Consider the following 19,762-nt stretch of genomic DNA (forward strand, 5'->3'; position numbering starts at 1 on the left):
GATCGTTGATCGGCACTCCTGCAGTGCGCTGACGCAGGCTAGCCTGCCACTGGGTGCAGTGGCAGGCATAGGCCTCAGCCCGCCGCTTTTTTGACGAGCTCGCCGAGCCGTGCCTCGTCGGCGGCACTCAACGTCGTCAACGCGAAAGCGGTCGGCCACATAGTGCCGTCGTCGAGGTTCGCGGTGTCGTTGAACCCGAACGTCGCGTACCGCGCTTTGAACTTCTCCGCGCTCTGGAAGAAGCACACCACCTTGCCGTCCCTGGCATACGAGGGCATCCCGTACCAGAGCTTGGGCGACAAGTCCGGTGCGCTGGCTTTGACGATGGCATGGACCCGCTCGGCCAGGACACGATCGGATTCCGCCATCTCGGCGATCTTCGCGAGCACGTCGGTCTCCCCGTCCGCCTTCGATGCCCGCGAGCCGCGGCGCGCCGCCGTCTTCAACTCCTGGGCGTGCTCCTTCATCGCGGCACGCTCCTCCTCCGTGAAACCCACGGAAGTCTTGCTTTTCGCGGTTGTGCGTGTGGTGGACTTCTGCGCATTCATTGCTGGTTTCCTTCGTGTCAGTTTTGCTGGGGATGATCTTGATGCTGGGCATCAGTAGCCCGGGCGACCTGCGGGGTGGGGGCGTTGAGTCAGTTGTAGACGTTGGTGTCGGTGATCGGCAGCAGCAGCGCCGAGGGCGGCACTCACCGGTCCTGAAGCAGCCCTAGGACATTGCCATCGAGATCGGTAACGGTGGCCACCCGACGGCCCTCACCGACGTCGCGCACGGGCTCTTTCACGGTGGCGCCCGCAGCGGTTACCTCGGCCAGCTTCGCCTCGATGTCGGACACGTGCCAGTACGCCACCGGTGCGGTCATGCCCTGCGGTCCACCGCCCGGCACCAGCCCGATGTGCTGGCCTTCGGTCTCGAAGCCGACGTAGTAGGTTCCGTCGGTCTGCGGTGGTAGGCCGAGCAGGGCGGTGTACACCCTCTTGGCCGTCGCCAGGTCGGAAACGGGATACAGCACGGTCTTGATTCCCAAGGTGGAAGCGGCAGTCATGATGAGTCCTGATGTCGTGGGTGCGGTCGGGGGTGACGGCTAATGGGAAGGCCGGGAATCGACAGTCCGCTCACTCGGATGGCGACTTCGCCGTTGAACCGTTCGTCTTGCGTCCATGGCAATTACGGTAGGCACGGCTCGGCGGCGTCACATCCGTGTCGAGCACGGAACGTTCCACTGAATGAGTACGTAGCTATGCCCGCGCGACGGGAAGAGACCGGTGCGCGAAGATGGGGAAGTGTCACAGCAGAAGGTTGCCGCCGGGATCTCCGACCGGGAGGCCGAGGTCCTGACCCTGGTCGGGGAACATTGCAGCAATGCCGAGATCGGCGCGCAGCTGTTCATCTCGGTGCGCACCGTGGAGACCCATGTGTCCTCGCTGCTGCGCAAGGTCGGTGTTCCCGACAGGCGGGCGCTCGCTGCCCGCGCGGTCAAGCTCGCCCGTGCGGAGCAGATGAGCGAGACGATGGTCGCCCTTCCCTCGCCGTTGACGTCGTTCGTCGGCCGAGCCCAGGAGCGCATCGCACTGCGCGAGGCCGTTTCCATGCACCGTCACGTGACCGCCCTCGGTCCCGGCGGGGTCGGCAAGACCCGACTGGCGTTGGCCGTCGCTGCCGATCTGGCCGGTGATTTCGCGGACGGCGTCTGGTTCGTTGACCTCGTGCCGGTCACGGATCCGGCGATGGTCGGATCCGCGGTGGCCAGTGCTCTCGGCCTCGGTGAGCAACAGGGCCGCAGCCTCGACGATTCGGTGCTGACCGCCCTCGCCGATCGCCAGGTCCTGCTCGTGCTCGACAACTGCGAGCACCTCCTCGATGGCGCGGTGCCCTTCATCGAGCGCCTACTCGCTCGTTGCACGCGCGTGACCGTACTGGCCACCAGCCGGGCCCGGCTCATGGTGCCCTTCGAGCAGGTCTATGCGGTTCCCCCGCTGTCCCTCGACGGCGACGCCGCCGCGGCGGACGCCATTGCGCTGTTCTTGGAACGAGCCGCTGCCCTGGGCTGGCCCGTAGATCCGGGGCAATTGGACCGGGTCAATGAGGTCTGCCAGCGGCTCGACGGGCTTGCTCTGGCGATCGAGCTTGCGGCCGCCCGGCTGCCCACGCTCGGTCTCGACGGTCTCACCGCGAGCCTCGCCGATCCGTTGCGGCTGTTGGTCGGTGGACGTCGTGCCGACGAGCGGCACCAGTCTGTGCGGGCCATGCTCGACTGGAGCCAGGCCCTGCTCACCACCTCGGACCGGTGCCTGCTCCGGCGCATCTCGGTCCTCGTCTCGCCGTTCACTGCCGCCGACGCCGCCGAGGTGGCCGGATATCCACCGCTGGAGCCGAACGCGGTCGCAGATGGCCTGGCTCGGCTCGCCGAGCAGAGCCTGCTGACCACCGTGGCTTCCTCGGGCGGCACTCGGTACCGAGCCTTGGAGACAATCCGCCAGTACGAGACCGAGCAACTCATCGCGAACAGTGAGCTCCGCGAAATGCTTGCGCGCCACCTGCGCTGGTGCTCGACGACCGCCGCCGCGTTGGCCGAGGAATCGCTGCCCGCCAGCGGCGACTGGCGCAAGAGGTTCGAGGCCGCGGTCGACGACATCCGGGCAGCCCTGGCCTGGGCGGCGGAACAGTCCGATCACCGTGCCGACGCGCACGACCTGGCACTGGCCCTGGCTCAGCTGACCTTCACCCGGAATCTGGTCGGCGAGTCCCAGCAGCGGTACGAACAGGCGGCATCGCTCACCGACGACCCGGTCGTCGCGGCATCGGCGCTTCGGAACGCCGCGGTGGTGGCCGGTTGTCGAATGCGCGGCAAGGACATGTACCGCCTGTACCGCGCCGCCGCGGACACCGCGCGCAGTGCCGGAGATACGGCCCGCGCCGCCCGCGATCTGGCCACGGCCGCAATCACTGTCTATCGGATGGCCGACACATTCTCCCAGTCGCCGCCCTCGGGTGAGGCCGCGGCGCTGCTGTCGGAGGCACGCGAGCTGGCCGGCGACGACCCGGCCGCAAAGGCCGCGGTAGCCCTGGCCGAGTGCGGTGTTCTCGTCGACGCCGTCGATTCGGATCACGGTGTGCCCGAGGCGATCACGCTCGCCGAGCGGGCAGTCGACCTGGCCGACCGGACCGGCGATCCACTGGCCCACAGTGCGGCTCTCGACGCGCTCGCCGCGGCCCAGTGCTGGGCGGGAGATCCCTTCGCCACCGCGGCAACAACCCATCGGCGAGTCGAGCTGCTCGCTGCGGTTCCGATGACACCGGCCAGCGCGCTCGAGCGGGTCAACGCGCTCTCCGAGGCGTCCGAGACCTGCATCGGAGCGGGTGATTTGGCGGGGGCTCGCCGGTGGGGTGAGCAGCTTCGCGACCTGCCGTTGCTGGCCGAACGGGGTGACTTCGCGACATCGCGGCTGCTGGTGGCGGATGCGCTGGCGGGCAATGTCGACAACGTGCTCGCCGGCAGCAGACGGTTCATCGACGCATGGGAGCTCTCCGGACGCCTGCACGCGCCCAACCTCGCCACGGCAGCGGCTGCGGTGGCGCTGGTCCACGGCCTGCGCGGTGACGACGCGGCGCGAGCCGAGTGGCTGGCCATCGTCGACGAACTCGGTGTGACACCCGAGCAGAAAGCCGCCTACAGCGCCGTGTTCGACGCCATCGTCCTGCTTCACCACGGACAGGCCGACCGAGCCTTGGCGGAACTATCGGCCGAGCCCGACGAGATGGACGAGCAGGCCATCTGGGTGTGGCGGCATTGGTACTTCGCACTACGTGCCGAAGCCGCGGCGCTCGCCGGTCATCCGGATGCCCGTGACTACCTCGCCACGGCTCGAACCGTGGTGGCCGGTAACCCGATCGCCGGTGCGATGGTCGACCGAGCCACGGCTCTGCTCGACAACGACCCTGCACGGCTACTCGCCATCGCAGCCGCTTTCGAAACAGCCTGCTGCCCCTATCAACAAGCCCGTACGCTGACTCTCAACGGCGGCGACTCCGCGGCAGCCAGCAACGCCGCCCGCACCGACCAGGCCTGACTCTGCAGGAAGGGGACGAAGTTGTCGGAGCGATCAGGAACCCTCGCTGATGATCCGTTCGGTGGTCGGCACCCAACCAGTCACGAGCGGCTGGCGGGACTGTCCTGGGATGCGTCGTACCACGACGGTCCTGCGCCTTGGGATATCGGTCGGCCGCAGCCGGCAATAGTGCGGGTGGCATCCGACGGCGGATTCGTCGGAGCGGTGCTCGATGCGGGCTGCGGGACCGGCGAGAACGCGCTGCACGTCGCTTCGCTGGGATTGTCGGTGCTGGGCGTCGACGTGGCCGAGACGGCACTGGCGATCGCCCGGGAGAAGGCGCAGGACCGTGGGATCGAGGTCGAGGTCGAGTTCGCTGCGGCTGACGCGTTCCAGCTGGAGCGATTGGGGCGCAGGTTCGAAACGGTGCTGGATTGCGGACTGTTCCACACCTTCGACGGCGACGAGCGACCCGGATACGTGGCGAGCCTGGCGTCGGCGACCGAGCACAACGGAACCCTGTATGTGTTGTGCTTCAGTGACGATGGTCCCGATACCGGCCCGCACCCCGTCAGCCGGGACGAGCTGAGGGCGGCGTTCAACCCCAGCAATGGATGGAATGTCGCCGCAATCGAATCCGACCGGATTCACACGAGATTCCACGACGACGGCGCACCGGCCTGGTTCGCGACAATCAAACGGATCTAGACTGCGACCTGCTGCAGGGGTTATCGAGTCTGTGGCAGTAGGCATTTCGGTGCCACGACGTAGTCGGCGCGCTGAGTGCACGCTCGTCGCGATCGTCTCAGGGTGCGGCGGCGGCCAGGGACAGGGCGTCGGCGGCGCGGTGTTCGGCCGCAGGTAGGTCGGCTATGCAGGCTGCCAGGTCGTTGTGGTCGGGGGAGTCGGTGGTGGCGAGCGCGGCGAAGCGGCTCCAGATGTCGGCGCAGTCGCGGTAGGCGTCGGCGGCTGCGCGGAAGGGCTTGTCGCCGGTCAGGTCTGCGACTTCCTTGCAGACCGCCTCGATCTCACCCGCTCCGGCTCCCCGAATCTCGCGTTCGGCTCGGGCATCCACTTCTGCCTCGGCGCACATCTGGCCCGCATGGAGGGCATCGAACTCTTCCCGCGCCTGCTGGCCCGGCTCCCTGCCATAGCGCCTGCGGGAGAACAGATATGGCGGTCGGGGCTGTCCTTCCGCGGGCTGCAATCGCTGCCGGTCTCACTGAGTTGATCAGGACTCGAACAGCTCGAACGATTCCGCCACGCCTGCCCAGTCGCCACCCATATTCAGGTCCAGCGGTGTTATCGATGAAGAGTGCGGCGAAATTTGATCGCCGAGCGGATCATCCACGGCGCAGCGAGTCCGGCAGCGATCGCGGTCAGCGGCACGATGACCTGGCCCCATGCATCACGGATCGGGTGGTAGCGCGCGACGCCGTGACTGATTTCGATGTAGCCCAGCGGGCGTACGTCGGTGCCGCCGCCGACACTGTCGCCCCCGCCCCCGAATCCGAAGCCTGCGCGCGCAACGGGGATGATGGTGATGCCGTCGGCGGTGATCGGTTCGCCGAAAACTGTTGCTGCACCGGCTCGTCCACCGATCGAGTCCACTATTTGCTCCATTGCCGTGGGAGAATCTGCGGCACCAGGGCCAGTGGGCTCAGCTGTCGGGGAAGCAGGATCCTGCGATGCCTGCATGGTTGTGGACCTCCGTAGCCGTTGAAAATGTTTGAGCACCGGTGGTGGCGTACCAGACTGAGCGACGCGGTTTATTGCAACGTAAGCTCCGAACGAAACCAGTTTCGTTCGGAGCTTGCTCCTTGCGCGTTCGACCGCTTCTTACCTGGCCGCCACGGCCGACCAGCCGTAATGTGTCGCGAATCCACCTGGAGCCACGGTCGCAGTGGGCTCGCCTGTGCAATCGTTGGATGCGTACACCAGGAAATTGCGCTTACTGCGATTTTCGAAGCGTATGTCATGCGGGAAACCACTAGCCCAGCACGAGTCCAGGTTGCTCAGCTCCAGAGTGCCTTCGATGATCACCACTTCTCGGTCGTCTCCACTCCCGGCTGAGCCGGTGGGGAGGGCCGAGACAGTGGGAGCCGCGACGGACATTGCAGCGATTGCGAGAGCGCATGCGACAGAGCACATTCCAATTTTCACCAGCTGATGCTACAAGTTACCGACTCCCAGCCCAGCCATCGCCTCACCCGCCGCTCTGATCCCCGACTGTCGCAAGCGCGGTCACTTCGGCGGCACCCGGAGTGGCAGATGTGCAGCGTTCGAGCGTTTTTCCTGGCCGCGGCAAGTTCAGCCCATGGTCGCTGTCACCAGGCGCGGCCCGGCCTTTTCGAGGGGCTGGCCGGCGTCGATTCGGCGACAGCCGTAGGGGTCAGGTCGCCGCATCGTGGCCGGTTCGAACAGCACGATATGCGGCATTACCGCTCACTCGCCCTGACTGAAGTCAGCCTGGCGAATGCATCCTGGGCACGTAGCCGCCGTAGGACGCCACTTCCGATGGAAACGGGATCCTCAGGTCACCACGCCGAGACTCCCCGGGAATGGCTGTTCACCATTTTCGCGGTTTCAGCTTTCACAGCTGCTTGGACCAGTCGCCTCGAGGGCGGTAACCACGGCCATCGCCGACCGGCGTCATCCCTCCGGGAAGGACTGCCCCGTGGTACGGATACTGTTCGGTCACCGCTGCCAACACGAACTCGAGGAAGCCGCCCTCGAACACGTCCCACATCATCATCGCGTCGAACTTGGCGGCGACCGGCCACCGGTCCGGGTCCGGGCCCCGCATCAGCCAGAAGAAGTGGTCGGAGTTGTAGTTGTTGCCCCACTTCAAAAGCCCACCCTCGGCCGGGAACAGCGGATAGGGGCACTCGTCGTAGTCCCCGCCCTGGTAGGCCTGGGCCAGCATGGCGCAGTATCCGTAGGGGTCCGTGGTGTTGTACAGGAATCCCTCGAAACCGGGCGGCTCCCCGATATGGGAACTAGGCGCTGCCGAGGGTGCGTAGATGTGCAGCTCGTTGCTGATGCTCACCATCCCGTACCGGTCGACGAACGCCCGATAGTCCGCAGGCAGTTGAAAACCCATCATCTCGGGGCCGAGTTCCCACGGAACCGGAACAACTCCACCCGCGGGCGGTGACCCGATCACCGAGCCGAGCCTGTCCAGCATTTCCTCGATATCCATGTCCGCTCTCATCAGCGGTCCATTCTCGCCGCAAGCCATCCATTTCCCAGAGCTGGAAATCCCGGAGTCAGGTCCCGCACGCTGTGATAGCAGCTCGCTCATCGGCATGAGCGTGCGTTCGCGAGATCAACTGCTGGCCAATGTTTGTCCCTGATCGAACGCGCGGGTCGCGGCATTACAGTGCGTTGCCGCGCCGGACGAGGAGCTACGGCTTATGACCGGCTGATCTCGCCCCGCCAGTAGGATTACTGGCGCGGAACTTCCAGGAAGGCTAGGGGTTTCCAGGAAGGACACTACGTGCAACGTTCACTCGCCGCTCACGTCAACTCCAATGGTCTCGCCATCTCACTGATGGCTGTGGTAGCAATCCTGTTCGCCGCAGTTCCAATCGGATACAACGCGCTGTTCCTGGCGAACTCGCGACTCGCGAGCGGCACCGGGGTCGGATACGGGCGGGAACTCAGCGACAACACCAAAGGAAGCCGCCCGGACGGCACCTCCGCCGTCATCGAGTTCACCACCGTATCCGGGAAAACAGTACGGTTCGACGGCGGATCGGCGTCGCGATATATCGATCCGGGTGACCATGTCTCGGTCCGCTACGACCCCGACGACACTGACCACGCGATGGTCGACGAGGACTTCCTCTTGGTCCGCCTCACCTACCTGCCACTGACCTTTGCCGCCCTCGGTCTTGCGGCGCTTCTGGCAGTCGCTTGGACAATCCTGCATTCCAGGATCCAGCGGTCGGCCATTCAATAGATCTGACGCGGGCGACAGTGGACGCGCCCCTCACGACCTACCGGCTCACCACCTCGTGACGGTCAGAATCTGTCAGCCTCAGCATCCGCTAGTCGGCATTTCAGTGCGTTGCGGGAGGCTGAACCGGTTGCCGGCGTTGTTCGCGGGCCGCAGCCGCGCGACTCGATATTGTGGTTCGCGCGAGCCACCGCTCGAGGTCGGCGGTCCCCGGAGCCGTGCTGGATCCTGGGCCGGTGGTGGCTGCCGTTCCGCACGCCACGGCGGCGGCGAGGCATTTCGCCGGCGGCCAGCCGGCGAGCAGGCCATGAACGAAACCGACGTTGAAGCAGTCCCCGGCTCCGGTGGTATCCAGAGCCGAAATCTGTGGTGCGGCAATGTCGTAACGTTCGCCGTCGTGTGTTGCGGTGGCTCCGGCGCTGCCGAGTTTGATCACCACGGTCGGCACAAGTTCGGTCAGCCGCGATATCGCATCATCCATGGTCGGCGCCCTGGTCAGCCGCAGTGCTTCCTCGGCGTTGGGTGCGAAGATATCGGTGGAAGCCAGCGCGGCTCGCACTCCGGGGGTGTCGACATCGACGGCGACGTCTTGGCAGTCCATCACTACGGTGATGCCGAGGTGGCGGGCGAGCTTCAGCGCGTGCACGGTGTCGGCGTCGTAGCGTAGTTGCGGCACCATCAGGACACGTGGTCGGTATTGTCGCAGCAGCGACGAGAGCGGTTGCGGGGAGCTCGGGTCCTGGAAACTGACCATCGCACGGTCCTCGGGCGTGGACAGGGCGACGGTCAGGCTACGCAGCGGGGTCGGCTGATGTCGGAAGCCGCTCTCGTCCAATCCTTCTGCGCGTGCCGCGTGGAGGACATGGGTGCTGAAGGGGTCGGTGCCGAAGTCGGTCGCCCACACAACATCGTGCCCGAGCCGATGCGCGGCCATGGCCAGGGTGTAGGCGCCACCGGGCATCATTGTGAACCCATCGGCGAAGACCTCTCGGCCGGGTCGGACGGGCTCGGGTAGCCCGTGGAAGATCAGATCCACGAAATAGGCGCCCACCACGAGAATTTCCCGCCCATCCGGCTCGTCTGTGCCCATCCGATGAGCGTACCGGGAGTGCGGTGCCGGATGTGGGAGGTCGAGACGGTCACGGCGGCACAGGGATTCATGTTGCGGGTGTTAGCTTTGGATTGGTGATGAGAATTCTGGTCACCGATTTGGACGGTACGTTGCTGGGCGGGGAGATCGCCGACCGGCGTCGGCTGTGTGCGGTGTTGGCCCGCCATCCCGAGGTGACGGTGGTTTTCGCCACCGGCCGCGGCGTGGCGTCGGTCGCCGATGTGCTGTGTGACCCGCTGGTGCCGAGACCACGCTGGATCATCGCCGATGTCGGTGCCACCGTGGTCGACGGCACCGACCTGCGGCCGGTCGGGGATATTCAGGCCCACCTTCGTACCGGATGGCCTGGGACACAACAAGTTCGGCATGCGTTGGGCCGCTTCGGGCAACTGACGTACCAGCGGGTGGCGCAGGACGGGCGCTGCTCGTATCACCTGGCATCGGGCCAGCTGACCGACGAACTCACCGCCGCTGTCCGCGCGCTCGGATGCCGGTGGCTGTACTCGGCGGACCGCTACTTCGACGTCGTGCCGCCGAACGCATCGAAGGGCAACGCCGTGGCGGCGTTGGCCGAAAAGTTCGGTTGGCCAATGGATTCCGTCCTGGTGGCCGGTGATTCGCTCAACGATGCATCGCTGTTCGAACTGGGCACACACGGCGTGATAGTCGGCGCCGCCGAGCCGGCCCTATACCGGGCGGTTCCCCTCGACGCGCGTATCCATCGCCCCGAGCGTCCGGGCGCGGGCGGGATTCTCACAGCACTACACGCGCTGGGGTGGGTCGCACCGGACAACCGCACCGAGGACCGGCACTGCCTGATAGTCGGCTATCACCGACCACCGGTCCCCCGGGGTGAGCGACGATCACCGTCCAGCCCCAACGGGATTCTGCCCAGCCTGACCGCCCTGTTCGCTCAGGGGTTGCCGGGCATCTGGATCGCCGCTCAGGTCGGCGAGGATGGTGTCGACGCACGCGAGCACGAGGCCCCGTTGTCACTGCTGCCGGTGACCCCCGACGAATGGAGTGGCTACTTCCATCGTGCATGCAAGGACACACTGTGGCCGATCCTCATGTCCGAGCCGCACCGCATGCGCTTCGATACCGCGGCCTGGGCCCACTATCGTGTCATCAACCAGCGATACGCCGAGCGTATCGGCGAGCGAGCAGCACACGGCGCGACCGTCTGGCTACACGACTACAACCTATGGCTCGTCCCCGGCCTGCTTCGCCAGGTCCGACCCGATCTATGCATCGGACTGTTCCACCACACTCCGTTTCCGCCGCCGGAGGTGTTCGCCGCCCTGCCCACGGCAGACGAAGTTCGTTCCTCGCTCATACATTTGGACTGGGCTGGATTTCACACCAATGCCTTCGCCGACAACTTTCGACAAACCCTGGTTGGCCAGCCCACACTGCCAGTCTTGGGTGTCCATCCGCTGGGTATCGATCGTCCAGCCATCGAAACACTCGCCCGCAGCCGTGCCTCGCGCATACGGCCAAGCCGACACGCGATGGTGCTCTCCGTCGAACGTCTCGATTACACCAAAGCCCCCGTACACAAGGTCGACGCCATAGCGGCGTTGCTGGAGCACCGCCCGGACCTGCACGGCCGATTGGTGTTCCGGCTCGTCTGCCCACCACCGGAACCAGGCATCTCCGCCTACGACACCACTCGCCGCGCTCTCGAGCGCCGCATCACCGAGATCAACGACGTCTGGCGTGTCGGCAGTTGGCAACCGATCGACTACATCCCGCACAACCTGCCGCTCTCCGAGGTGATGGACCACTACCTGGCCGCGGACGTGTTCTGGGTGACATCCCTGCAGGACGGCATGAACCTGACCGCAAAGGAATTCGTCGCCGCCCAGTCGGCAGTGACCGGACCCGGCTCCCGGCCCGGGGTGCTAGTGCTGTCCCGCTACGCCGGTGCCGCAACAGAACTCGGCGACGCCGCCCTACTCACCGACCCGCATTCCCCCGAAGACCTCACCGCCACACTCGCCCGCGCACTGTCCCTCGACCGCACCGAGCGCCGCACTCGCGCGAAACGTCTGGCCGACCTCTTAGGCCACGACCGCCCCATCGACTGGGCAACCCGCATCATCGACGCCATCAGCGTCCGCACCCCCGACCCGGCCGCAGTGCCGATCACATACCAGCCGTCCTGATCGCGCAACTCGGCAGATTCGGACATCGCGAAACACGCGGAAATCGGGATTACCGCGCGTGCACACCGCCATTCATCCGCCCGGTCGATGCAGCTTTTCGACCGACCGGCGGCCGCCAATATGTTCACGCACGACATGGGTCTGTATTTCGATGTGGACACGATATCGAGGACTGCCACTTCAGCTCATCGCGCCCAGCACAGACTCGAACGGGCCAAAGATCCAGTGATCACCTTTCATGCTTGGACACCTGTATAGGTTTGCTGACTCGAAAGGAACTGCGAAATGAGCGCTTTGGGCACCCCAATCAAGAAGATCGTCGCTACCAGCGCGATTATTGGCGGGGCCGGCATGGCATTCGTTGGCCAAGCTTCCGCCGCTACCGATCAGGATTGGGACCGCCTCGCCGCGTGTGAGTCGGGTGGTAATTGGAGTATCAACACCGGTAACGGGTTTCAGGGCGGCCTGCAATTCTCGCCGGGCACCTGGGCTGCATATGGCGGTGTCGCGTATGGGCCGACTGCCGACAAAGCCACCCGTGAACAGCAGATCGCCGTCGCCGAGCAGGTGCTCGCCGCTCAGGGCTGGGGCCCTTGGGCAGGTTGTTCGGCAGCGCTGGGCCTTTTCTGGTGAGACAGCAGAGCTGTCCAGCGGGTAGGCCCGCGCCATGACACGCGGATCCTCCCGGTCGTCATGAACGCCGCCTGCTGCGGTGAACACCTCGCGGAGTAGCAGCAGCCGCGCCGGTCACGGGAACAGCGGCCACCCCTACAGGTCGCGCCATGATTTGGCTTCGAGCGGGCGTTCCGAGGACATCCGGTGCTCACGCTGCACCCGAATCTCAAATGGATCTTGCCCATGAGTCGTATGCCTGGATAGTTCCCATTCCTGCATAGGGGGCCGGGGGCAAATCTCGAGAGTATTCGGCGCATGTCTGGCAGTAGTACTGACGAGCAGTGCGTTCGTGATCGGAGCCGCCGGGTGCGCCGAGAATTCGATACACCGGCACAAGAGGGAATGCAATGTTCTTCTACGATTATTCGACCCATGCGGGCGCGGTGGGAAACTCGACGCCGATGGCAATTACATCAACCTGAACACCTTCCCGCCTGGAGCGTTCGGCGAATGGTGGCGAATCGAATTCGATCACCGGACAAGTCGCTACAGGCAAGGTGGCCGCCGATGGAAAGTTCACCAACTTGCAAAACTTCCCGCCGCCGCAGTTTTCGAAATTCTGGGACCACATCGTGTCACTCGGCGACGGCCGGCTGTTCTTCTACGCGAAAGGTTCTATGGCTCGCTCGGGAGGATCGATGCGGCGGGTAACTACACGCATGTGAGGGACTACGCGTCTGGAACGTTCGACGGGGAGGACTGGCAGCACATCGTCTCCGTCGATGGTGGTCTTCTTCTACAACCCACGCAGGGGGCGAGCGCGAACGGCTCGGATCGACGCCGACGGAAAATGCGTCAACATGGTGGACTTCCCGGCCGGACGCTTCGGGCACTGGAGCAGCATCGTCGCCTGAGCCGGTCGTATCCTGCGACAAGTCCAGGCGCATCGACCTGCACGGTCGGCGCGTCCGCACGCTCTCGAGTCGAGTGATGCACATCACATTCATTCGTGTCATGTTTCGGCGATGCGCGGTGTCTCGAGGGCATGACTGAACACAACACACGCCACAAGGTCGTTGTCATCGGCGGCGGCTATGCCGGGACACTTGCGGCCAACCATCTGCGGATGCGTACCGATGTCGATATCACGCTGGTCAATCCCCGCCCGAAGTTCGTCGATCGAGTCAGGCTGCACCAGTTCGTGGCTGGCACCGGCGATGCGACGGTGGACTACAGCACACTGCTCGGCGAGGGCATCCGGTTGGTTGTCGACAGCGCCACCCGCATCGACACCGCCGCCCGTGTGGTGCGGCTGGGGTCGGGTCACGCGCTGGACTACGACCACGTCATCTATGCGGTCGGCAGCACCGCTGCGATACCGTCGTCAGTGCCCGGCGCGGCCGAGTTCGCTTTCCCCCTCGCTGAATTCGAGTACGCGCAACGGCTGCGCGCCAGGCTGGAGGAGTTGCCCCTCGATGCTCCGGTCACCGTGGTCGGCGGCGGACCGACCGGCATCGAGACGGCCGCCGAACTGGCCGAACAAGGACACACGGTGACGCTGGTGTGCGGAGGAACCCTGATGCCGTCACTGAGTGCGTCGGGGCGCCGGCACGTCGCCAAGTGGCTGTCCCGGCACGGTGTCACCGTGCTCGAGGCCGACGCGGTGACCGAGGTTCGGCCGGATGCGGTCGTCTTCGCCGACGGCGTGGTACGTCCGAGCGCACTCACCATCTGGACGACAGGTTTCGGTGTGCCGGAGTTGGCGGCCGAGAGCGGGCTGCAGACCGACGCGCTCGGCCGGCTGCTCACCGACGAGACGCTGACCAGTATCGACGACGACCGCATCGTGGCGACCGGCGACGCCGCCGCGCCGTCGGGCCAGCCGCTGCGGATGAGCTGCCAGGGCGCGGGGGCGCTCGGGGCACAGGCCGCCAATACCGTGCTGAGTCACATCGCGGGGACCGAACCCGCGGTGATCGACCTGGCCCTCACGGGGTCGTGCATCAGCCTCGGCCGTCGCGTCGGCATCCGACAGCTCGCCCGCAAAGACGACATCGCGGTGAACCTCTACATCGGCGGCCGCATGGGCGCGAGAATCAAGGAGATGACCTGCAAGGTCGCGGTGTGGAAGATACGTCGCGAGGCCCGCAAGCCGGGTTCGCTGATCTGGCCCAAGGGCGGCCCGCGTCCCGAGCAGTCGGCCTCCGCTGCGCTGGTGGTTACATCCTGATGATGACCGACGAGCATGCCGAGCGGTTCACCCTGCTGCGGCCGCTGCTGTTCACGATCGTCTACGAAATCCTCGGCTCGACAACCGAATCCGACGACGTGTTGCAGGACAGCTATCTGCGGTGGGCCGAGGTGGACCTGGCGACGGTGCGCGACACCAAGTCGTATCTGGCACGACTGGTGACCCGTCAGGCGCTCAACGCATTGCGGGCCAGCAGGCGCCGTCGCGAGGACTACATCGGTCCGTGGCTGCCCGAGCCGCTGTTGCTCGACGAGCACGACGCGTCGGCTGACATGGTGCTCGCCGAGTCGGTCTCGATGGCGATGCTCGTGCTGCTCGAGACACTCACTCCCGACGAGCGTGCGGTGTTCGTGCTGCGTGAGGTGTTCGGCTTCGACTACGACGAGATCGCCGCAGCCGTGGGCAAGTCCGTTATGACGGTGCGCCAGGTGGCGCACCGTGCCCGCGAGCACGTGCAGGCGCGGCGTAAACGCTTCGAGCCGCTCGACGCGGCGCAGATCGCACAGATCACCGAACAATTCATGACAGCGGCGGCTACCGGTGACACACAGGGACTGCTCGCGCTACTCGCTCCCGACGCCACCTGGACCGCCGACAGCGGCGGCAAGGTCATCGCGGCGCGCCGGCCGGTGGTGGGCGCGGAGCGGATAGCCCAGTACCTGATGCACCTTTTCCACAGGGCGAGTAGGACGCCGAACCTACGGATCGAGATGGTCAACTGCAACAACACGCCCGCGATCGCCGTCTACAGCGACGACCACCTGGAAGGGATCTACCTGATCGAGATCATCGACGGCACGATCACCAACTTCTATGCCATCCGCAACCCGGACAAACTCGTCACGGCGGCGGTTCCGCGCCGGATCAGCCGGTAGAGAGCCGATAGGCCGCGGTGAACAGACCCGACTCGATAGGAATCAGAGCTACAACTGGTAGCTCACGATTGCGACCATAACAAGCGCGGCCGGTGACCTGCCGGCGAATATTCTCGTGACGGCCACCATTCCGCGCCGAGCCCAGCGCAGGTGGACGCGGCCCGTGCGCGTGGACGACGATGGGCAGATGTCGCTCAGTACACGCGAGGCCGATCTGTTCGAGAGTTACCGGGGCCGTTTGGAGGCGATCGCCTACCGGTTGCTGGGGTCGGCGAGCGATGCCGAGGACGCGGTGCAGGATGCGTTCCTGCGGTGGCATGCCGTGGACCGGGAGCACATCGAGACGCCCGAGGCGTGGCTGACGAAGGTGCTGACCAATATCTGTCTCAATCAGCTCACCTCGGCGCGGGCGCGACGGGAAACCTATGTGGGGCAATGGCTTCCGGAGCCGGTACTCGCCGGTGACCGGATGCTCGGTCCGGCCGACACCGTCGAGCAGCGCGAGTCGGTCTCCATGGCGATGCTCGCGGTCATGGAGCGGCTCACGCCCAATGAGCGGGTGGTGTATGTGCTGCGTGAGGCGTTCGGCTACTCGCATCGCGAGGTCGCGGAGATCCTCGACCTCACCGAGGTCAATTGCCAGCAGATCTATCGGCGCGCCAGACAGCATGTCAGCACCGAGCGCTCCCGGACCACGGTCGATGCGGAAGCCGCGCGCCGGATCGTCGAGGAATTTCTCGCCGCGGCCCTCAGCGGCGATACCGAGCCGCTGATCCGGTTGCTCACCGACAATGCGGTCAGTATCGCCGACGGCGGCGGCAAGGTGCCCGCCCGCAGGACGCCGGTCCTCGGTGCCCTGGGCATCGCGCGCTACCTGCGCGACGTGTTCCGTGGAACCAAGGTCAAGCGCGATCTGGTCGGCGGCGAGCCGTCGCTCTATGTCGTAGAGGTCAATGGCGCTCCGGCCGCGCTGGTCGAGGTCGACGGGCGGGTGTACGGCGTCTTCGGCTTCGATACGACCGCCGAGGGCGTCGCGAATATCCACATCCAGCTCAACCCCGACAAGCTGGAACACATCACGCGCCAGTGGCAGGCCGCCGAACCTCAGCGGCCCTTCACCACGGGGTGGTGATCCACTTCACAGTCCATGGCTGTCAGGGTTTGCGGAGCTGTCCGGTTCAGGAGGTGAGTCAAACCCGATAGGAGCAAGCCATGAAGCACCGCATTGTCGTTCTCGGAGCCGGGTACGCCGGAGCAAATGCCGCCGGACGCCTGGCTCGGCGGCTGCACCTCGACGACACCGAGATCATTGTCGTCAATGCTGATCCCGATTTCGTGGAGCGGGTCCGCTCGCACCAGCTCGCGGTCGGACAGGAACTGCAGCGCCGCAGGCTGATCGACGTCTACGCGGGTACCGGCGTGCAGGTGCGAATCGCACGGGTGACCGCCGTCGACGCGGACCGCAAGACAGTCGCGCTCATCGACGATCAGGGCGTCAACGAGATCGCTTACGACACACTCGTTTACGCCCTCGGCAGCACCTCGGCCGACAATGGCGTCCCCGGCGTCGCCGAGCATGCGTACGCCGTCGCGGGCAAGCCGTCCGCGCTGCGGCTGCATGAGCGGCTGCAAGACCTCGGCGCGAGCGGTGCCGTGTTGGTTGTCGGAGGCGGCCTCACCGGCGTCGAAGTGGCCACCGAGATCGCCGAGTCCCGCCTCGATTTGCGCGTATCGATCGCGGCCCGTAGCGGTTTCGGTGACTGGCTCAGCCCAAAGGCCCAGCAGCACCTGCGTAGTACCTTCGATCGCCTCGGCATCGCCGTGCACGAGCACGCTGACATCACGCGCGTCCGAGCCGAGGGTGCGGTCACCGGCGACGGCAGCGTGATCCCTGCCCAGGCGACGGTGTGGACGGCCGGTTTCGCGGTCCACCCCATCGCCGCGGCCACCAGCCTCGAGGTAGATGCGACGGGCCGTATCGTCGTCGACGCAACCATGCGCTCGGTCTCGCATCCCGACGTGTACGCCGTCGGCGACGCCGCACTGGCACAGGGCGCGGGCAATAAACCGCTCCGCATGTCCTGCGCGTCGGGCGTCCCCATGGCCCATCATGCCGCCGACGCCATCGCCGCCCGCCTGACCGGCCGCAAGGTTCCCCAGAAGACCATCGGCTATACCGTCCAGTGCATCAGCCTCGGCCGCTACGACGCCATCATCCAATTCGTCACCCCCGACGACCAACCCAAGCCCTCCGCTATCACCGGCAAGACGGCCGCCCGCATCAAGGAGTTCGTCTGCAAGTCCGCAGCCTGGAGCATCACCCACCCGACGAATATGCTCCCGACCCGCCGCCGCCACATCATCGTGGCGGCGGAGGCGCTCGCCGTCACCGCGTGACGCCGCACCACCGCGTGGGCCCTGTCGGACGACGACCCGACACGGCCCGCGCCCAGGCGGATCCCGGCCAATTGGGTGCCGGTGATCGCCGCGAATGTGTGCACCTGGCCGCTGGTAAGCCCGGTTATCGGCAGTCAGGGGCGAGGCGCGGAAGCATCCTGAAATCGGCAGAAGCGGACATTGCCGACCGCGCGGTAGGGCGACATCGATGTCCACTGAAGTACTCATGAACAACGATGCACCCGATCAGGACCTCGAGCCGCGCTGATCGCGGCATGGGCGTGCGTTCCACGTGGGAGGGGAAGATGTGGGGTGTGAAGATTATCTGCAACAAAACTATGATTGGGGGTATGACTGCACTGGCACCCAAGCGTGATGAGCCCGACCTGTCGTTTCTGCTCGATCACACGAGCCATGTGTTGCGCACTCGTATGGCGGCGGCGCTGGCCGAGATCGGGCTGACCGCTCGCATGCATTGCGTGCTGGTGCATGCGCTCGAGGAAGAGCGGACCCAGGTTCAGCTCGCGGAGATCGGGGATATGGATAAGACCACCATGGTGGTCACTGTCGACGCGCTCGAGAAGGCCGGGTTGGCGGAGCGGCGGCCATCCAGTACGGATCGGCGGGCTCGGATAATCGCGGTTACCCCGGAGGGGGAGAAGGTCGCCAAGCGGAGTCAGAAGATTGTCGATGGGGTGCATCGGAAGGCTCTGGAGGCCCTGCCGAAGGGGGATCGCGAAAACTTGTTGCGCGCCTTGAATTCCCTGGCAGAAGGGCATCTCGCGGCACCGGCGGAGGCGTCGGCGGCGCGGCGCGCCAGGCAATAGTCCGCTTCAATATTGTCTGCAACGGAACTATCTAGTACGGTCTCTCTTGTTGGTTCCGAACGGGAGATGACCCATGACAATGTCCAAGCGCCTCGCCCTCGCCGTACTGTCGGCGGCGACGTTGATGACCATCCTCGACGGCAGCATCGTGACCGTCGCGATGCCCGCCATCCAGAACGATCTGGGCTTCACTGCGGCCGGACTGAGCTGGACCGTGAACGCCTACCTCATCGCCTTCGGTGGATTGCTGCTGCTGGCCGGGCGGCTCGGTGATCTGATCGGCCGAAAGACCATGTTCCTCACCGGGAATGCGGTATTCACCGTCGCCTCGCTGCTCGCCGGAGCGGCCACTACGCCGGAGCTGCTGGTCGCCGCCCGTTTCCTCCAGGGCGTGGGCAGTGCTATTGCCTCGTCGGTGGTGCTGGGAATCCTGATCACTTTGTTCACCGAGAATCGTGAACGGGCAAAGGCCATAGGGATTTTCAGCTTCACCGGTGCGGCCGGCGCCTCCATCGGCCAGGTACTGGGCGGGGTGCTGACCGATGCGCTGAACTGGCACTGGATCTTCCTCATCAATGTGCCGATCGGGGTGGTGACCGTCGCGCTGGCGGTGAAGGCCTTGCCTGCCGATCGTGGTATCGGGTTGGCCGCGGGTGCGGATGCGCTCGGTGCGCTGCTGGTGACCGGTGGACTCATGCTGGGTATCTACACGGTGGTGAAGATCGAGGAGTACGGCTGGACTTCCGCGCACACGCTGGGGCTCGGAGCGGTTGCGGTCGGCATGCTCGTCGCCTTCGTCGTGCGTCAGCAGACCGCGCCTACGCCGCTGCTGCCGCTGCGAATCTTCCATTCCCGCAATGTATCCGGCGCCAATCTGGTGCAGATGCTGACGCTGTCGGCCATGTTCGCCTTCCAGATCATTGTCGCGCTGTACATGCAGAAGGTCCTCGGCTACAGCGCACTGGCCACCGGGCTGGCCATGCTGCCCGCGGCCGCCGCAATCGGTGGGGTGTCGCTGTTCGCCTCGGCTCGGTTGATTACCCGCTTCGGTGAACGTGCCGTGCTGGTTGCTGGATTGGTATTGCTGCTGGCCGGAATGGGTTGGCTGACAAGGCTTCCGGTGGATGCCTCCTACGTCGTCGATCTGCTGCCGATGATGGTGCTGATCGCCGGTGGCGGGCTGGTGCTGCCCGCGCTGGCCACGTTGGGTATGTCCGATGCGGATGCCGAGGATGCCGGGCTGGCCTCCGGATTGTTCAACACCACGCAGCAGGTCGGCATGGCGCTGGGCATTGCCGTGCTGTCCACGCTCGCCGCCTCTCGCACTGGGAGCCGGTTGGTTTCGGGTGCTTCCGAGGCCGCGGCATTGACCAGCGGTTACCGCTTGGCCTTCACCGTCGCGGCCGGGCTGTTGGCCGCCGCGCTCGTGGTCAGCCTAACCGTGTTGCGTCGGCCCGCCATCACCGCTTCCGCCCCTGCGGAAGTCGCGGCTCCCGCTCTCTGAC

At 65.6% G+C, this 19,762-nt stretch carries 17 protein-coding genes and 1 pseudogene; 12 read left to right on the plus strand and 6 right to left on the minus strand.

Features of this window, described 5'->3' with window-relative positions; all coding sequences use genetic code 11:
* Positions 1-74 precede the first annotated feature (74 nt).
* Positions 75-548: a DUF1801 domain-containing protein gene (locus OHA42_RS14030; protein WP_328410852.1), complete on the minus strand. Its 474-nt coding sequence runs from the start codon at positions 546-548 to the stop codon at positions 75-77.
* 143 nt (positions 549-691) lie between these two features.
* Positions 692-1,048, minus strand: a complete 357-nt coding sequence (locus OHA42_RS14035) for a VOC family protein (protein ID WP_406237370.1) — start codon at positions 1,046-1,048, stop codon at positions 692-694.
* A 238-nt stretch (positions 1,049-1,286) separates the two neighbouring features.
* Between OHA42_RS14035 and OHA42_RS14040 the strand changes: the two genes are divergently transcribed.
* Both OHA42_RS14040 and OHA42_RS14045 read left to right on the plus strand, forming a co-directional pair.
* A complete protein-coding gene (locus tag OHA42_RS14040; protein ID WP_406237371.1) occupies positions 1,287-4,073 on the plus strand; it encodes a LuxR C-terminal-related transcriptional regulator in 2,787 nt (928 codons plus the stop codon).
* A gap of 21 nt (positions 4,074-4,094) precedes the next feature.
* Complete coding sequence (locus tag OHA42_RS14045; RefSeq protein WP_406237372.1) at positions 4,095-4,760, plus strand: class I SAM-dependent methyltransferase; 666 nt, start codon at positions 4,095-4,097, stop codon at positions 4,758-4,760.
* Between the two features lie 97 nt (positions 4,761-4,857).
* On the opposite strand, the gene OHA42_RS14050 is transcribed toward OHA42_RS14045, so the two are convergent.
* The 3 genes from OHA42_RS14050 to OHA42_RS14060 all read right to left on the minus strand — a co-directional run bounded on the left by OHA42_RS14050 (position 4,858) and on the right by OHA42_RS14060 (position 7,254).
* Positions 4,858-5,259 carry a DUF4872 domain-containing protein gene (locus tag OHA42_RS14050; protein WP_406237373.1) on the minus strand — a complete coding sequence of 134 codons (402 nt, stop codon included), beginning with the start codon at positions 5,257-5,259 and terminating at the stop codon, positions 4,858-4,860.
* Positions 5,260-5,354: 95 nt separating this feature from the next.
* Positions 5,355-5,663: a hypothetical protein gene (locus OHA42_RS14055; protein WP_406237374.1), complete on the minus strand. Its 309-nt coding sequence runs from the start codon at positions 5,661-5,663 to the stop codon at positions 5,355-5,357.
* 982 nt (positions 5,664-6,645) lie between these two features.
* Entirely contained in the window at positions 6,646-7,254 is a 609-nt protein-coding gene (locus OHA42_RS14060) for a hypothetical protein (protein ID WP_406237375.1), read from the minus strand.
* A 297-nt stretch (positions 7,255-7,551) separates the two neighbouring features.
* Between OHA42_RS14060 and OHA42_RS14065 the strand changes: the two genes are divergently transcribed.
* On the plus strand, positions 7,552-8,016 hold the full coding sequence (locus OHA42_RS14065) for a DUF3592 domain-containing protein (protein WP_406237376.1): 465 nt from the start codon (positions 7,552-7,554) through the stop codon (positions 8,014-8,016).
* A 100-nt stretch (positions 8,017-8,116) separates the two neighbouring features.
* Here the strand turns inward: OHA42_RS14065 and OHA42_RS14070 are convergent, their stop codons facing one another.
* Positions 8,117-9,103: a carbohydrate kinase family protein gene (locus OHA42_RS14070; protein WP_406237378.1), complete on the minus strand. Its 987-nt coding sequence runs from the start codon at positions 9,101-9,103 to the stop codon at positions 8,117-8,119.
* A gap of 98 nt (positions 9,104-9,201) precedes the next feature.
* Here OHA42_RS14070 and OHA42_RS14075 point away from each other — a divergent pair, with 98 nt between their 5' ends.
* The 9 genes and pseudogenes from OHA42_RS14075 (at position 9,202) to OHA42_RS14115 (ending at position 19,761) form a co-directional block, all read left to right on the plus strand.
* On the plus strand, positions 9,202-11,292 hold the full coding sequence (locus tag OHA42_RS14075) for a trehalose-6-phosphate synthase (RefSeq protein WP_406239349.1): 2,091 nt from the start codon (positions 9,202-9,204) through the stop codon (positions 11,290-11,292).
* Between the two features lie 285 nt (positions 11,293-11,577).
* Positions 11,578-11,916: pseudogene (locus tag OHA42_RS14080) on the plus strand (transglycosylase family protein); the annotation flags it as partial.
* A gap of 773 nt (positions 11,917-12,689) precedes the next feature.
* Positions 12,690-12,821, plus strand: coding sequence for a hypothetical protein (locus tag OHA42_RS14085; RefSeq protein ID WP_406237380.1), 132 nt, complete (start codon positions 12,690-12,692; stop codon positions 12,819-12,821).
* Between the two features lie 131 nt (positions 12,822-12,952).
* Complete coding sequence (locus tag OHA42_RS14090) at positions 12,953-14,137, plus strand: NAD(P)/FAD-dependent oxidoreductase (RefSeq protein ID WP_406237381.1); 1,185 nt, start codon at positions 12,953-12,955, stop codon at positions 14,135-14,137.
* Complete coding sequence (locus OHA42_RS14095) at positions 14,137-15,033, plus strand: RNA polymerase sigma-70 factor (RefSeq protein WP_406237382.1); 897 nt, start codon at positions 14,137-14,139, stop codon at positions 15,031-15,033. The genes OHA42_RS14090 and OHA42_RS14095 overlap by 1 nt, the downstream gene beginning before the upstream one ends.
* A gap of 187 nt (positions 15,034-15,220) precedes the next feature.
* Positions 15,221-16,165, plus strand: a complete 945-nt coding sequence (locus tag OHA42_RS14100) for an RNA polymerase sigma-70 factor (RefSeq protein WP_406237384.1) — start codon at positions 15,221-15,223, stop codon at positions 16,163-16,165.
* Between the two features lie 80 nt (positions 16,166-16,245).
* Entirely contained in the window at positions 16,246-17,430 is a 1,185-nt protein-coding gene (locus OHA42_RS14105) for an NAD(P)/FAD-dependent oxidoreductase (RefSeq protein ID WP_406237385.1), read from the plus strand.
* A gap of 350 nt (positions 17,431-17,780) precedes the next feature.
* The gene (locus tag OHA42_RS14110; RefSeq protein WP_406237387.1) at positions 17,781-18,257 is read left to right on the plus strand and encodes a MarR family winged helix-turn-helix transcriptional regulator; all 477 of its coding nucleotides are present in this window, start codon (positions 17,781-17,783) and stop codon (positions 18,255-18,257) included.
* 73 nt (positions 18,258-18,330) lie between these two features.
* Positions 18,331-19,761: an MFS transporter gene (locus OHA42_RS14115; protein WP_406237389.1), complete on the plus strand. Its 1,431-nt coding sequence runs from the start codon at positions 18,331-18,333 to the stop codon at positions 19,759-19,761.
* Position 19,762 lies beyond the last annotated feature (1 nt).

The sequence above is a fragment of the Nocardia sp. NBC_01009 genome, assembly GCF_045208035.1.
Lineage (GTDB): Bacteria > Actinomycetota > Actinomycetes > Mycobacteriales > Mycobacteriaceae > Nocardia.